This window comes from Terribacillus sp. FSL K6-0262 (assembly GCF_037977385.1).
In the GTDB taxonomy this organism is placed as follows: domain Bacteria; phylum Bacillota; class Bacilli; order Bacillales; family Amphibacillaceae; genus Terribacillus.
In genome coordinates this window covers 2962404-2977541 of record NZ_CP150277.1, presented here as the reverse complement: position 1 = coordinate 2977541, position 15138 = coordinate 2962404, and the positions used below count along the sequence as shown (strand labels likewise).

The 15138-nt window shown below is 45.0% G+C and carries 17 protein-coding genes; 9 read left to right on the top strand and 8 right to left on the bottom strand.

From position 1 onward, the window contains the following. The first annotated feature begins 61 nt into the window (after positions 1-61). The 5 genes from MHI54_RS15210 (at position 62) to MHI54_RS15190 (ending at position 3766) form a co-directional block, all read left to right on the top strand. Entirely contained in the window at positions 62-955 is an 894-nt protein-coding gene (locus tag MHI54_RS15210; protein WP_340081990.1) for a RimK family alpha-L-glutamate ligase, read from the top strand. After that, positions 952-1788, top strand: a complete 837-nt coding sequence (locus MHI54_RS15205; protein ID WP_340081989.1) for an ATP-grasp domain-containing protein — start codon at positions 952-954, stop codon at positions 1786-1788. Before MHI54_RS15210 ends, MHI54_RS15205 begins: the two co-directional genes overlap by 4 nt. A 2-nt stretch (positions 1789-1790) precedes the next feature. After that, positions 1791-2312, top strand: coding sequence for a 2'-5' RNA ligase family protein (locus MHI54_RS15200; protein WP_340081988.1), 522 nt, complete (start codon positions 1791-1793; stop codon positions 2310-2312). 99 nt (positions 2313-2411) lie between these two features. After that, positions 2412-3203 (top strand): ABC transporter ATP-binding protein, encoded by a 792-nt coding sequence (locus MHI54_RS15195; protein WP_340081987.1) that lies wholly within the window; start codon positions 2412-2414, stop codon positions 3201-3203. Positions 3204-3496: 293 nt separating this feature from the next. Next, complete coding sequence (locus MHI54_RS15190) at positions 3497-3766, top strand: phospholipase (protein WP_095215550.1); 270 nt, start codon at positions 3497-3499, stop codon at positions 3764-3766. A gap of 8 nt (positions 3767-3774) precedes the next feature. Here the strand turns inward: MHI54_RS15190 and MHI54_RS15185 are convergent, their stop codons facing one another. Next, entirely contained in the window at positions 3775-4065 is a 291-nt protein-coding gene (locus MHI54_RS15185) for a DUF3784 domain-containing protein (protein ID WP_095215551.1), read from the bottom strand. A 663-nt stretch (positions 4066-4728) separates the two neighbouring features. Here MHI54_RS15185 and MHI54_RS15180 point away from each other — a divergent pair. Together MHI54_RS15180 and clpP are read left to right on the top strand one after the other, a co-directional pair. Continuing rightward, positions 4729-5364 carry a sigma factor-like helix-turn-helix DNA-binding protein gene (locus MHI54_RS15180; RefSeq protein ID WP_095215552.1) on the top strand — a complete coding sequence of 212 codons (636 nt, stop codon included), beginning with the start codon at positions 4729-4731 and terminating at the stop codon, positions 5362-5364. Between the two features lie 81 nt (positions 5365-5445). Further along, positions 5446-6027 carry an ATP-dependent Clp endopeptidase proteolytic subunit ClpP gene (gene clpP / locus MHI54_RS15175; RefSeq protein ID WP_095215553.1) on the top strand — a complete coding sequence of 194 codons (582 nt, stop codon included), beginning with the start codon at positions 5446-5448 and terminating at the stop codon, positions 6025-6027. A gap of 100 nt (positions 6028-6127) precedes the next feature. Here the strand turns inward: clpP and MHI54_RS15170 are convergent, their stop codons facing one another. The 5 genes from MHI54_RS15170 to MHI54_RS15150 form a co-directional block, all read right to left on the bottom strand. Next, positions 6128-6379, bottom strand: a complete 252-nt coding sequence (locus tag MHI54_RS15170) for a hypothetical protein (RefSeq protein WP_095215554.1) — start codon at positions 6377-6379, stop codon at positions 6128-6130. Positions 6380-6399: 20 nt separating this feature from the next. After that, a complete protein-coding gene (locus tag MHI54_RS15165; protein WP_095215555.1) occupies positions 6400-7743 on the bottom strand; it encodes a TRAP transporter large permease subunit in 1344 nt (447 codons plus the stop codon). A 41-nt stretch (positions 7744-7784) separates the two neighbouring features. After that, positions 7785-8678, bottom strand: coding sequence for a DUF1932 domain-containing protein (locus tag MHI54_RS15160; protein WP_095215556.1), 894 nt, complete (start codon positions 8676-8678; stop codon positions 7785-7787). Between the two features lie 13 nt (positions 8679-8691). Continuing rightward, a complete protein-coding gene (locus tag MHI54_RS15155; RefSeq protein WP_095215557.1) occupies positions 8692-9363 on the bottom strand; it encodes an RraA family protein in 672 nt (223 codons plus the stop codon). A 144-nt stretch (positions 9364-9507) separates the two neighbouring features. After that, a complete protein-coding gene (locus MHI54_RS15150) occupies positions 9508-10356 on the bottom strand; it encodes a MurR/RpiR family transcriptional regulator (protein WP_095215558.1) in 849 nt (282 codons plus the stop codon). Between the two features lie 288 nt (positions 10357-10644). Between MHI54_RS15150 and MHI54_RS15145 the strand changes: the two genes are divergently transcribed. After that, entirely contained in the window at positions 10645-11625 is a 981-nt protein-coding gene (locus tag MHI54_RS15145; protein ID WP_095215559.1) for an aldo/keto reductase, read from the top strand. Between the two features lie 108 nt (positions 11626-11733). Here the strand turns inward: MHI54_RS15145 and MHI54_RS15140 are convergent, their stop codons facing one another. After that, complete coding sequence (locus MHI54_RS15140) at positions 11734-12630, bottom strand: EamA family transporter (RefSeq protein WP_233134937.1); 897 nt, start codon at positions 12628-12630, stop codon at positions 11734-11736. A gap of 103 nt (positions 12631-12733) precedes the next feature. On the opposite strand from MHI54_RS15140, the gene MHI54_RS15135 reads away from it, so the two are divergent. Continuing rightward, positions 12734-13630, top strand: coding sequence for an AraC family transcriptional regulator (locus tag MHI54_RS15135; RefSeq protein ID WP_095215561.1), 897 nt, complete (start codon positions 12734-12736; stop codon positions 13628-13630). A 120-nt stretch (positions 13631-13750) separates the two neighbouring features. Here MHI54_RS15135 and MHI54_RS15130 read toward each other — a convergent pair whose 3' ends face one another. Then, complete coding sequence (locus MHI54_RS15130; RefSeq protein WP_095215562.1) at positions 13751-15130, bottom strand: amino acid permease; 1380 nt, start codon at positions 15128-15130, stop codon at positions 13751-13753. Positions 15131-15138: the final 8 nt, after the last annotated feature.

Sequence of the window (15138 nt, the reverse complement as noted above, 5' to 3'; positions counted from 1 at the left end):
TGCCACTATAGAAATAATTTCTTCATTTGTTGCGCATCACCTAAGGAAAGGAAATTCGATTATGGCTACACCGAAACTTGGCTGGGTCATTTATAACGGTCATCTTGGCGGCAAGAAATTTCTCGATTTCGCTGAATGGATTCAACGTGCTGCCCATGCCCACGCCATCGAAATGAAAATCATTAAAAATAATGCATTGCTGGCAATGGTCGGAACTGACAGCAATCTGCTGAAAGATGAGCAAGCATTGCCGGACTTCGTCGTATTCAGCGACAAAGATATTCCGCTCGCCCAGCAGTTTGAATCAATGGGAATCCCGCTTTTCAACTCAAGTAAATCGATTGCTGTCTGTGACAATAAGATCCTTATGTACCAGGCCCTGTCAGAGGCGGGGATAAGGATTCCCAAGACGATAATCGCACCGAAAATATTCCCAGGCACAATGCCGATGCAGCTGGAGATGTTCGATCCTGCCATTACAGAGCTTGGCTTTCCGATGATTGTCAAGGAAGCTTTCGGCTCATTCGGCGAACAAGTATATCTGATCCGAAACAGAGAACAATTGCACCGGAAAATCACCGAAATAGGAACCGATCCGTTCGTCCTGCAGGAATATATCCAAACAAGCCACGGCAGGGATATTCGGATAAATGTTGTCGGCGGCCGGATTGTTGCCTCGATGATTCGCTCCTCCGAAACTGATTTTCGGGCAAATGTATCCCGAGGGGGAAGTATGGAGCAGTATACCCCAACCAAAAAAGAGTCCGAATTGGCTATTGCAGCTGCAGCTGCAGTCGGAACCGATTTTGCAGGGGTGGATCTTTTATTTGGACCGGAAGGAGAACCGCTTGTGTGCGAAGTGAATTCAAATGCACATATCCGTTCTATCTATGACTGCACTGGTGTGGATGTATCTGCATCGATCATTTCCTACATAAAGGAAGTGCTGTCATGATTGGCTGGCTGATTTATCATCGTACGGATGCGAAACGAAACGCCGCTTTCATTGATTGGTTCCTTACAGAAAGCAAGCGGCTCGCCATCGACCTGCAGCTCGTCTACACAGATGAGCTGCAAGTGGGCCTTGAACAAGGACAAGTAAGGATACATAGGAAAAACGCCGACTTTGCCATAGTACGGACAATCGACCCTTTATTGACTGCACAGCTGGAGCAGGCTGGAATCGTCTGTTTCAATAATGCGGAGACGGCCGCATTGGCAAACGATAAGATCAAGACACATATGGAGCTTGCCAAACTGGAAATCCCCATGGTGGACATGTATTTTCAGACACACACTCCTCTACTCCAGGCGCCGCTTGCATTCCCCTTTGTCTGGAAATCAGCACATGGGCGCGGGGGCAAAGAAGTGCACTTGGTCGAAACGGAAGACCAGTACCAAGCATTACAGCAGCAGTACGGCAATCATCCGATTGTAATGCAGGAGCTGGCTCCCACTTCCGGAAAGGATGTACGTGTTTTTGTGATAGGCAAAAACGTCATAGCAGCTGTCCTTCGCAGCAGCGAACAGGATTTTCGAGCTAATTATTCACTTGGCGGTAACGCAGCTTTTTATTCTTTGAATACGCAGGAGCTGCAGCTTGTTCAACGTATCATCAATCATTATGATTTCGGCTTTGTCGGTATCGATTTTCTTTTCGACGGGAATGGCGGCTTCCTGTTCAATGAAATCGAAGATGTAGTCGGCAGCAGGACGCTCAGTAAGGTTAGTGATATCAATATCGTGCGGCTTTATTTGGAACATATACAGCAATACATGGAGGGATGACGTTGTACGCATTGGCAGGTTTTTTTGATGCTTCCACCGAAAAATCGATCACAGCATTATGGGAAGAACTGCTGGAGAAAGATATTACCGATTATGCTTTTCGGCGAAAGGGACACAGACCGCATCTCACCTTTGCTTCATTCCATGAAGCCGACAACCAGCTGATATATGGCATGGAACAAATCACAAAGCAATACGACCCGCTTCCTTTAAGCTTTCAGCTGTTCGGGAGTTTTATGGGCAAGGATGCATTTCTGCTGCTGCCGAATCCAAGCACTTCATTGATGCAGCTGCAGCGGAAAATTTCAGCCCTGCATATGCCTGCTCCGCTCTATACTCCAGATAATTGGATCCCGCACATCACGCTTGCAAATTATCTGAGTCAAACGCAATATGCAGCTGTCCAGCAGCTGGCAAAGGATAGACTGCATCCATTTACGGCAACTATGATACGTCTGGCACTGATCCAAGTCACAGAAAATGAAGTGGCAGAATGGACGACGTATCCTTTTAAAAAGCAGTAGATGCGCACCTTCCCATCCGAATTATTGAAATGTTTTGAAAAATCGGCGTTTGTCTGATTAAATTATTTCAGAGGTAACTTGTCATTGGAGGGAATGGCCATGATCATAGAATTAGAAAATGTGTCTTTGAAAAAAGACGGAAACTGGATCTTGCAGGATCTCGATTGGAAGATAGAAAAAGGACAGAATTGGGTATTGTTCGGTCTCAATGGCTCTGGCAAAACATCTTTGCTGAATCTATTGAATGCGTACAGCTTCCCGACAGCTGGAAATATGAGCGTTTTGGGCATGGAATTCGGCCGCACTTATCTAGCCGAAAAACTGCGGATCCAAATCGGTTACGTATCTTCATCCCTTCAGCAAAAAATCGATGCAAGTGATAATGCTTTCGAAGTCGTACTCAGCGGTGCTTACGCTTCCATCGGTCTTTATGAGACACCTACCGATGATGAAAGGCAAAGGGCCGCACAGCTGCTATATGATCTCGGCTGTTTCGAATACGCGAACCGCCGCTATGAAATGCTGTCGCTCGGAGAAAGGCAGCGGGTCTTGATTGCACGGGCCATGATGGCCGACCCTCCTCTCCTCATACTGGACGAACCTGCCAATGGATTGGATTTTTTGGCACGCGAAGCATTGCTGGACTCCATCGAAAGGATCAGTGATAAACCAGATGCACCTACCATCATCTATGTGACCCATCATATCGAAGAGATTTCACCTGCCTTCGATAAGACACTTTTGCTTAAGGAAGGCAAGGTGTTCGCATCTGGAGATACGACTGATATGATATCGAGTGAACGGCTTTCCGAATTTTTCGGGATCCCGGTAAACGTATTATGGGATAATGATCGTCCTCTGCTATCACGGGTACAGATGGCAAATAAATAAGGATGGAACGATAAAAGAAGGATTTAGCATCGCGCAAAAGGTTTCAAGCAGGGTCTATATCAGATAAATGACAAGAATGGTCATAATATAATAGGAACGGCCAGAGGCATCGTAAGCCACTGACCGTTTTTAGTGTATATATCAGATATGCCCCCTATGCGGCATCATTCAACAAATTAGGATTGTCTCTCTTAAGAAATAAGGTCCCTCGGATAGGATAACAGCATATACACAATGGATGGATTGTGTATATGCTGGACCATCAGTACTTTCAAACCGGAAGGAGGGACGATATGCCGCGTTTTTGTATTTTCCCAGGATATAACTGGTGCGGACCGGGCTGCAGCGGTCCAGGTGCGCCCGTCAATAGAGTGGACGCTGCCTGCAGACAGCATGATATCTGCTACAGAAGGAACGGAAATCGCTGTGAATGTGATCAAGCATTTATGAACCGTCTTCGTCCATTGCTTGATCCCCGTACACAAGAAGGCAGACATGCACGGCTGATGTATGACTATATGAAGCTGCAAACTCAAATAACGTGCAGCGGCTATAGAAAATAAGAAAGAAGTTACTTGTCCACCATCTTCACATTCACATAAATCAACAGGATTAAATTAGCCATGATGACTAAATGGATGGCAACCATACTCCATTCCGGTGAGAAAATAAAAGGCACTAAAATCAAGATGGCTCCGCTGACCAAGTAGAACGGACTGACGAGATCGATGAATTTTTGTTTGTCTCGGATCCGCTGCTGATTATACCCTCTCAGAATGCCGACCATCTTTTTGACATTCACCAAATAAGCTAACACGATGAACACAATCCCCAAGAATACAGAAAAAATTTCGTGTTCCATGATCCACCTCCATGGAAAGATGTCAAAAACTGAAATTCACAAAGGTTAAATATTCATAGAAAAAGAATACTACAGATGGCTGTCATATGCATACTTCATTATACAATATGAGTTCGCATCATTTTCCTATCTGGTGCATTTTAATGCACCAATCTTGGGGATCGTCCTTCTAGTTCATATCCCCTATCGAAGGCAAGGGACGTCTCAGCATATTTTCAGCTCATGGCCAGGAAAATGTTGTTCAGTGATACTAAACAATAACAGGATGAGGTTATGGCACCCATGAAATAAACATAATAGCCAGGTGCAGAAAACAGCATACTTATGAAAACAAGCCTGAAATTGCGATTTCGAGATAATTGCAATTTATTTGATGAAACTTCCATTCTACCAACCTTCCCTCTTCCGTTTGTCACCTCCAGTATAAGTAATTGGAAATACACAGCAAACAATCTGTGGGATGGGATTATCTCCGTCTTAAGACCGAGACTGCACGCAGACCAGCAGCTACGTTCATGAGACTGTTTGCTATTAGCCAAGGTGATGGTATGGTTAAAGGGAAACGCAAAAATAAATAATCTGTGCCATCCATTCAAAAAAAGAAAGAAACCCATATCGAAATACAGCATCACGGCGTTTAAGTGAGAAAGGGGTGATGACATAATGGAGCAGCATGAGCAAGTTGATCGCCAAACACAATTAGCGGAAACGATGGATAAGCTGTCACACTATTGCATGTACTTGACGAAGAATAAATGGGATAGTGATGAAATCACGCAGGAAGCTGTATTGAGAAGTTTGATTAAATATAAAGACTCCTTCCCTCCGCCTGTAAGCCTGTTGAAAAAGATTGCCTATCACGCCTGGATCGATCGGATACGCAAACAGAAGAAAGAAGAGCTTGTATCGGAAATCAGGGAGACAGCTTCAGATGAAAAGAAAGACGCAGAACAGCAGCTGGAGAAGCTGAAAAAACTGACACCGAAGCAGTTGATCGTGTTTGCTTTGAAGGAAGCATTTCATTTTCAAACCATGGAGATAGCAGATTTGCTCGACTTGAATGATTCAGCTGTGAAAGCACTGCTGCACCGGGCTCGCTTGAATATCCAATCCAACACCATCCACCCACTCGTTCAAAGCTCCTGGGAGAATTTGAATCAAGAGGATGTATTGGAGTTTGTCGGAATCTCGCTTCAAAGAGAAGATCCCGCTGTGCTCATCCGGATTATTCCCGATTTGTTTCACGCTCCAAGCTCAAGCTTCGGGAAAAATTCAAATCTCTGTATGGCCGCAGCCTGAAGTGCTGCAATTTTTTTACCCGTATCGTATTTGCCTCTCAATCCGTTCCAATGATGAAGAATGAAAAGGAGAGTGTGGAATATGAATACGATACCTTATGTAGTGGAGCAATCGAATATGGGAGAACGATCCTACGATATTTATTCAAGACTGTTAAAGGACCGAATCATCATGGTCAGTGAAGAAATCAACGACGCGATGGCCAGCGCCATTGTTGCGCAGCTGTTATTCTTAGCAGCAGATGATCAGGAAAAAGATATCTCGCTATACATCAACAGCCCTGGAGGTTCGATATCGGCAGGTTTTTCCATCCTTGACACGATGCAGTATATCAAACCGGATGTCCAGACGATTTGCACGGGGATGGCAGCATCTTTCGGCGCACTCCTATTGCTGGCGGGGACACCGGGCAAGAGGTATGCACTGCCGAATAGTGAAATAATGATTCATCAGCCGCTCGGGGGAGTAAGGGGGCAGGCAGCAGATATTGCAATCACTGCAAGTAGGATCACGAGACAACGTCGGCATATCAATCAATTGATAGCCGCATCCACTGGACAGCCAATTGAAAAGGTTGCTGCAGATACGGACCGCGATTATTTCATGACTGCTGAAGAAGCGAGGGAATATGGCATCATCGATAAAGTACTTGTAAGGAAATAAGACAAATGAGTCTCCTCTTTGGACAGCTTAAAGACCTGAGATAGTGACTCAGGTCTTTATTCCGTGCCTGTGAACGTCCCCGAAAGCACGGCCACCAGATTCAACCTCCATACATACTGCTATCTTGCTCCTTTGCATCGTTCCTTTTTGGCAAATAATTCAGTGAGAAGCCCACAAGGCTGAATAATGCGCTCAGGATGATCGTGGGATTTTTAAACCATTCAGCGCTGAGAATGATAAGCTCTCCCTTTTGCAGTATGATGCCTAGAATCTGCCCCAGCACAAGCAGTGTGCCGCATGTAAGAAAAGCCACCAGAAGCACTTTAAACAATATCTCAGCGATTTTTCGCATGAATATCAACACCTTTCCCTTTATACAGGTAATATCTCCATTCCTATCAACCAGCCGATTGCCACTATCGGCAGCATGTAGTAGGCGATAAGCGGCATGAACGTTTTTTCTGGTCTTGCACCTGCCAGACCAGAAGCGATGAATATGGATCCAGATGCTGGTGGTGAGGCTCCTTCGGTTGATGAGAATGCCAGTATTGCCACGACAGCTACCATTGGATCCACTCCAGCGGAGGTCAGTGCCGAGAAGGAAACCAAGCCGACGGCGGTGAGAGTGGCTGTAGATGACAGCGGTCCAGCTACCAGCGTCACTAATATGCCAACCATGAGGACCATCAGCCATTTCGGCACATCAAGTGAAGATGTAATTTGACTGAGGTCATCTGCAAGCCCTAATTGCGAAAGAACGTCACTGGCAGCCACCGCAAATAGCATGAGCGCACCGATTGTCGTGAATTGGGGTATGGCAGATGATAGCAATTCGGACCAATTCGACAGCGAACCTGGTGTCCGTTTCCAGCCGATGATCAGGCTGATGATCATGATCAGGATCGGTATCCAAGTGATCAGTGAAATTTCATCCATTGCTTCTGGGCCTATGTTGGGATTATCCTTCAAAGCTTCGGCAATCGGCCCCACGGTGACAAGTATCGGAATCAATGCCCCGAAGAAAATGAAGATGGACTTCCAGCCCATTTTCAGCGCTTCCCTGAATCCGACTAAATCCTCAGAGGGAAGCGCCTTGATACCGTTCTTTTTCACAAGAAAGAATACTAGTATAAGCCGGTAAATGACCTGATAAGCTCCCCCAATCAAAAGCGCAATGTAAAGGTCGCCCTCTGCAACAACCGCTCCGATCGGCGCAAAACCCAGCATGATGAACATCGAGGAGTTCGGTGGTAATGCAGCTCCCAATCCGCCATTTCCAGCCAGGATAGTCGCTGTCGTCTCACGGCTCCAGCCTGATTTGATCATCCATTGTGCTGTAATCGATCCGGTAGTTGCTGTATTTGCTGAATTAGAACCAGAAAGAGCACCTAGGATAGCGGAGCCCAGCGTACTCATGTAAGCTGCACCACCTGGCAGCTTTCCAATAAGTGAGTTCAATATGCGTAAAAGAGCTTGAATCAAATGGAGCTGATCAACCAGGAAAGCCATGAAAACAAAAGCCACAGCAGCATATAATACTTCATAAGTGGAAGCAAATACCAGACCATCCCAAAATAATCCCGGGGCATCCGTTCCGCCAAACAATACGGTGGCAATGAAGCCCAGCAGCATCGCTTCCCCCATATTGCGCTTCACTGCTACATTCCATATAATAATGACCGCGATGAACACTACCAGCGCGATAAAACCAGTCATCCGTTCTCCCTCCCCTTCCAATCCTAGTAAAACGCTTACATTTAACGGTGATGAACTTCCTTTCCTTCCATCAATAAGTCAAGAATCTCTTCCCAGGTGTCTGGCTTACTCCCTTTATATTTTTCTGGAATATCCAGCTGGGCAAGACGCTCCAGCTTCTTCTGGGCAGCGATCGAAATGCTTGCATCTATATCCGATTCCTGCAGCATCTCGATAGAACCACCCAATTCGACAGCACGTCTCTTCGCATGGAGTGCACTTCCTGTCACGAGCCGATTCATTGTTTCCACGAAGGTTTTGGCATTCATGGTTTCATCGATGGAACTGATGGCCGCCTCTTCCACACCGTACTTCTTGGCTGCTTCCAAAAATTCAACCATCAAACCGGCGATACCTTTCATATATATACTCCTAATAAGCTTGAGAGCCGAAGCATCACCAGGATGATCACTTATTTTTGTGATTTGCATCCCGTATCCCGTCATGGTTTTTATAAAGGAGCCTGCGCCGCTTCCGCTCGCAGAAATCGGTACCCGATGCTGATAGACAGGTAATGGACCAAGCATTGCCGCATCGACAAATAAAGCCCCTCTCCCCTCGACCACACTGGCCACTTGTTTCTTTATTTCCGGAGTGGAGGCTGATACGTCCACATAAACCAAATCTTTTTTATAGCTGGCTGCCAGTGATTGAGCCACTTCCAAAGTCTTATCGGCAGGAACGGCGGCGATGACAATGCTGCAAACCTTTAAAACTTCATCAGCGCTTTCCAGCAACAAAACATTTGCTTTAGAGGCTCTTTCCCTTATACGATCAGAAAAATTCGGATTATCCAAAAGGGCATCATATGCGTAAAATCGATCAATGCCTTCCCTATTCAATCCAGATGCCATCTCAAAAGCTGCTTCTCCAAACCCGACAAAACCTAATTCCATATCTTTCATCCCCCTATGCTCGATACTGTTTGATTTTGCTTTCCAACCATTTTGGCACCAATGATATTGGATCGGGATCTTCCTGGGAACCATATTGTGCGATCGTTTCCAGACGTTTTTCCTCATATTTCAATTTTTCCGATGCTTTATGAAGCACTTCATCGATTCGATCGACCGGTACGACAACCACCCCATCATCATCTGCTACGACCAAATCCCCAGGTGCAACACGAATTCCGCCGCAAGAGATGACTTCGTTCACTTCACCAGGACCATCCTTAAAAGGCCCATTCGGGTGGAAACCCTTACTGTAAATCGGGAAATCCAGCTCTTCCAATGCTTTTTTGTCCCTAACCAGCCCATCGATCACAATTCCTTCCACACCAATGGCTTTGGCAGAACCAGCCATAAGTTCCCCTAAATAGGCATTATTTGTGTGTCCTTTTCCATCAACGACCAATACATAGCCCTTCTTGGCTGAGTAAATTGCTTGGTGAAGAAATAAATTATCTCCGGGTCTTAGGCTCACAGTCATAGCTGTACCTACAATTCCCATACCAGAGCTCACTGGTTTGATGCGGTAATCCATCGCACCCGTACATCCCATAACATCAGCAAGAAGTGTAGTATTCAAGTTTTTGGCCAGCTCAATCACCTCGTCAGGCAACAAAGAAGCTTCCTTCATTTCTCTCCCATCCCCCTTAGTAATAAATGTTACTATACTTTATACAAAAGTAATATCCATTACTTTCATGAAGTGATGATACCATTGCTCCCTACCTTTGTAAAGCGCTTTCATAAAGAAAAATAAAATGAGCCATCACACATTTCATTTTGTGTGATAGCTCATTTCGGTAAGAATGGAGTTGATCTTGTCTAATCGCGGCTTGGTTCGCTCCGGATAATTGATTGCCAATGCACTCAAGATATAGTCGGCAATCAAGATAGCCGATACAATGGAATTATGTGACCCGATACTTGGTGACGGGCACGGTAATATGTAATCCGCATATTTGGATACAGGCGAAGTATAGCTGTCAGTTATAAGAATTATTTTCGTATCAGCTGCTTTTGCTACTTGCAGAAGTTGACTGATCCGTTTGGCATATCTCGGATAACTGACTGCTATGACCACATCGGAGGAATGAAATGTAACGGCGTCCTCGATCCAATCAGTCGTATCCGCATTGAAATATCGGCTGTTTCCCAAAATCCGATTGATCCCAAGTGAAAGATATTCCCCTACGGGCCTTCCGCTGCGCACGCTCGTACATAATATCTGATCTGATTCAGCGATTAAAGTGATTATTGCCTGTAAGGTCTCGGCCGAAATGCTATCCAAAGACGATTGAATATTATTGTATTGCTGTTCCACATGCTGATGCATGAGCTCGCTTTTACTTGCACTTTTTAGATTTGCCTCCAGCCTTGTTTGCGGCGCAGCCTTGTGCTTCATCGACGCTTGGAGCTCCCTTTGCAGCTCCGAAAATCCTGAATAACCTACCGCAGCAGAAAACCTCATTATCGTTGCCGTACTTGTCCCTACGATTGTAGCAAGTTTATCCACAGTCAAAAAGGCAACATCGATAGGATTTTGAATGATATATTCTGCAATCCTTCGTTGCGCATCCGTCAAATCAAAAGCATTCGATTGAAGTTTTTGAACGAGGTCAGCCATATTAACCACCTACTTTGATCATTTTGAATACTATCATTTTAACAGTAAACGTATACTTTATCCTCTCCAACAAAAGAAAAGACACTCTATGAGTGCCCGAAATCAGGTTGGCATTTATCCAAGAAACCACCGTCCCTCCATTATTAGATTCACAGAAAGCACGCATATGGAAAGTGATCTTTGATAGGATCAGGCAAAAACTTGCCATGATCGGGTTTATGGTCATGCCCAGGTTTGTGACATAATGAAGGAGGATACATAAGTCAATCTGCTAAGGGAGGACTATATATGGAGTATACAAAGCTAGGGAATACAGGTTTGGATGTGTCCAGGTTCAGTCTTGGCTGCATGAGTTTTGGGGATGCTGAAAAATGGATACATCAATGGGTGCTTGACGAGGAACAAAGTCGTTCCATCATCAAAAAGGCACTTGATCTGGGAATCAATTTTTTCGATACGGCAAATGTATATTCAATGGGAACCAGTGAAGAATTCCTTGGGCGTGCCTTAAAGGATTATGCAAATCGTGACGAAATAGTGCTGGCGACCAAAATCCATGGGCGGATGCATGAAGGTCCAAATGGTGCCGGTCTATCGCGCAAAGCTATCATGAGCGAGATAGATAAAAGCCTCAAGAGACTGGGTACAGATTATATCGACCTTTATATCATCCATCGCTGGGATTATAACACCCCGATCGAAGAGACAATGGAAGCATTGCATGATATCGTGAAGGCAGGAAAAGCTAGATATATCGGAGCTTCTGCCATGTATGCTTGGCAGTTCCAAAAAGCATTGCATGTAGCAGAGAAACATAATTGGACACGCTTTGTATCGATGCAGAATCATTATAACCTCATTTACCGCGAAGAAGAGCGGGAAATGCTCCCTCTTTGCAAAGAAGAAAAAATCGGTGTGACTCCGTACAGTCCGCTCGCTTCAGGAAGATTGACGCGTGATTGGTCGGAAACAACCCTGCGTTCCAAGACGGATCAGATCCAAAGATCCAAATATGATGCAACTGCTGATGCTGATCGAGTGGTTGTCGAACGGGTAGCGGAAGTGGCTGAGAAACATGGTGTGCCGCGCATCCATATCGCGCTCGCCTGGCTGTTATCGAAAGAAACGGTGACATCCCCTATCATCGGTGCCACGAAAATTTCGCATCTGGAGGATGCCGTAGGTTCTTTATCCGTCAAGCTGACAGATGAAGAAGTCGCGTTTCTCGAAGAACCCTATGTTCCGCATGCAGTTGTCGGACCTAACTAAGAAAAATGCCATCCCTTTATGGGGTGGCATTTTTCTTAGTCATAAATTACACCAAGCCAGGATCATCGCTGGAAAGACAAAAGGCTCCACACAAAGTGAACAGGCTTATCACCTTTCACCTTTCATAATGGATAGGATTGTTATCGTAATTAGAATCAGGATTGCGCCACCCCACTCCGGCAGACCGAATGGAATTTGAAACCACAGTATGGACAGAAAAGTTGCAGACAATGGTTCGACGGATGCCAGGATACTTACCTTGGAAGCTGCGATATACTTTGTACTTTCCAAGTAAAAATAAAAAGCGATGATGGTACCAAAGATGATGACAAATAAAATGGCGGCTGAGGATGATAATGACCATTCGCCCTCCATTTGCCAAGGGGGATGAATGAAACTGAAGCAGAACCCGCCGATCAGCATACCCCACCCCACCACAATTCTTGCACCCCAGCTTGCCAGCAGTTTCAAGGGCTGCAATGTGTAAAAGCTTAAAGCGAAAGCCGAGGCAACACCCCAGAAAATGGCCCAGCCGGATATGGTGAGAGATTGCAGATTTCCACCGGTTACAAGCAGGAAAGTACCTATAATGGCAATGACTAAAGATACACTAATGGGGAATGAGGGCAAACGCCTGGATCGTATAGCCAGATAGCATGTGATGAGAGCTGGTGCTAAATACTGGAGAATGGTCGCTGTTGCAGCATTTCCATGTTCTATTGCGGCAAAATATGTATATTGGACAGCGAGCATTCCCAGAATACCGAAAAGAATGAGACTTATAGCTTCCTGCTTATTTTTCCAGACAGCCCATACCTTTCGTCCCTCTTTCATGCGAGCAATTGTCAATAAGGCAACACCAGCTGCCAATAATCTTACTACTGTAAGCCACTCCGTACTGAACCCTTTCGTTTGGAACAAAAATTGGGCTACCGTTCCTGAGACTCCCCAAAAGATAGCTCCCAACAATACCAAAGCAGTACCTGCTATTTGCTTGTTTTCCACAATTCAACCTCCTTACTCTGCTACAATAATGTCATGATAAAAAAAGAAACTGCTATTTGATAGCAATATCGTATATAAAAATATAAATATATTGAGGTAAGAGATGCAGATCAAAGATTTTTTAATCAATCAGGAATTAGAGGAATTAACCCAGCATAGAACCGTTGAATTACCACTAGCCTGCTACGAAACAAAAATCAAGGAAAATATACATGGGCATATTCCGCTGCATTGGCATAATGAGATCCAATTCGTGCTGATCATTAACGGTAGTGCAGCATTCCAAATCAATGAAGAGAAAGTGAAGGTCAGCAAGGGCGAAGGTATTTTTATCAATAGCGGCTGTCTTCATAAGGCTGATGATTACAACAATTCAGGCTGTATTTATATATGTTTAAACGCCTCCCCTGAAATTTTTCTATCCAAAGAACTGCACGCTAAGTACGTATATCCTTATATCCAAGCAACTAATTTAACGCACTTGCATATAGGCAGGAAGGATCAATGGGAAAGAAACATCCTTAAAGCAATATTGGATATTCATCAATTGATCGAGCAAAAGGATCCTTTCTACGAGATAGATATAGTCAATCACCTTAATCTTATCTGGCAGAACTTGATCATGAATGGTATGCAACTGGAATACAGCGAATCAGATAGGATTAGGAATCAGCGGATGAAACGAATGCTCCATTGGATCCACCTCCATTTTGATGAAAAAATCACTTTGGCCGATATCGCGAAAGCCGGGCAGCTAAGCCGGGCTGAATGCTGCCGTTATTTTAAGCGCATAGTCAATCAATCCCCCATGAATTACGTAATCGAATATCGGATACAAAAAAGCCTTCCCCTGCTTCAGAATCAGAATTCCAATGTCACAGAAGTGGCTTATCAAATTGGATTTAATAGCAGCAGTTATTTTATCGCTAAATTTCGTAAATCCATTGGGATGACACCATTAGCCTATAAAAAACAAAGTCGTGGACAGTTAAAGTCATGACAAATAGCATGCACGGTTCATTACATATACTAGGCTGCTTAAAAAGGACAAGTCAGACTTGTAATCAGCAGGCTTTCATTGATGCTGCATCCAGAAAAAGGGTCACGTCAAGTGACCCTTTTAAGGATTGTGCGTATCATTGTGCATTTTCCATTCTGTTTCCACTTGTTTTCTGCCCCGTCCCAAAATAAAAGCCAATATGATCAATACCGCCAAAGCCGTAAAGCACACTACCGTTCCCACTGAAATGCCTTTGCTGAACGATGATCCGAGCAAGATGATGACAAGGCCTGCCAGCCCAATAATCGTCGTTGCTGGGAACAGCTTCATTTTGAAATGGGGCATTTCTGCATAATCGGGACGCAGCTTAAGCTGTGCTGCACAAATCCCGATCCAAAGCAGCAGCATGGTGAATCCAGGTATCGTCATCATCGTGCCAATGATGCTATCAGGTGCAAAGTATGCGAGCCCAGCCCCAACCAATAATAGGACAGCGTTCAAGGTGATGGCGTTGATCGGTGATCCCGCTTTGGTGGTTTTCGCCAGGAGCTTTGGTGCCTCCCCTTTTTCAGCCAGGGAATACATGGTCCTGGAAGTGGCAAACATTCCTGAATTTGCAGCTGACAAAACAGCAGTCAGTAAAATGAAATTCATCACATGGGCAACCCCAGGAATACCGATTGCATCCATCACTTGAACAAACGGGCTTTCCGTCCCGGCCACTTCATTCCAAGGAATGAGCCCGGAAATGATGATGATAGGTAAAATGTAAAATAGCAATACCCGCCATACGACGCCTTTGATCACTTTAGGCAACACCTTTTTCACATCTTTTGTTTCCGAAATGGCAACCCCGATAAGCTCTGATCCCCCAAATGAAAACATGACGATCAAACAGGCCGCGAATACACCCTGCATGCCATTGGGGAAGAATCCGCCATGTCCGAGCAGATGCTGGGTCGGTGTATCTGGTGCAAAATCCGTCAACCCAAGCAGGACCGCCCCGCCCAGCAGGATAAATAATACAAGTGCAATGATTTTAATACTAGCGAACCAAAATTCCATCTCTCCATAGAATTTCACCTGCAAACTATTTATGCCTATGATAACCGCTGCACAAATGGCGCTCAACAGCCAAAGTGGTGTATCCGTGAACCAAAACTGCAAAAACGAACCTGCTGCCAGGATCTCCACCACTGTAACGAGCGTCCAGTTGATCCAGTACAGCCAGCCAACGATGAAGGATATATGGAATCCAAACGCTTTATGCACGAGATGCTGCACATTATGATTGGGGTACACAACCGCCATTTCAGCCAAAGCAACCATTACAATCAGCAATAATGCACCGCCAAGCAAGTAGGAAACGACCACACCTGGTCCGGCAATCCCCAATGTCTCCCCGCTTCCTTTGAAAATACCAGTACCGATCATACCAGCCAATGCCAAAAACTGGACGTGTCTAGGTAAAAGCTCTTTCCGCAAACCATTTCGACTCATTTTTTTCT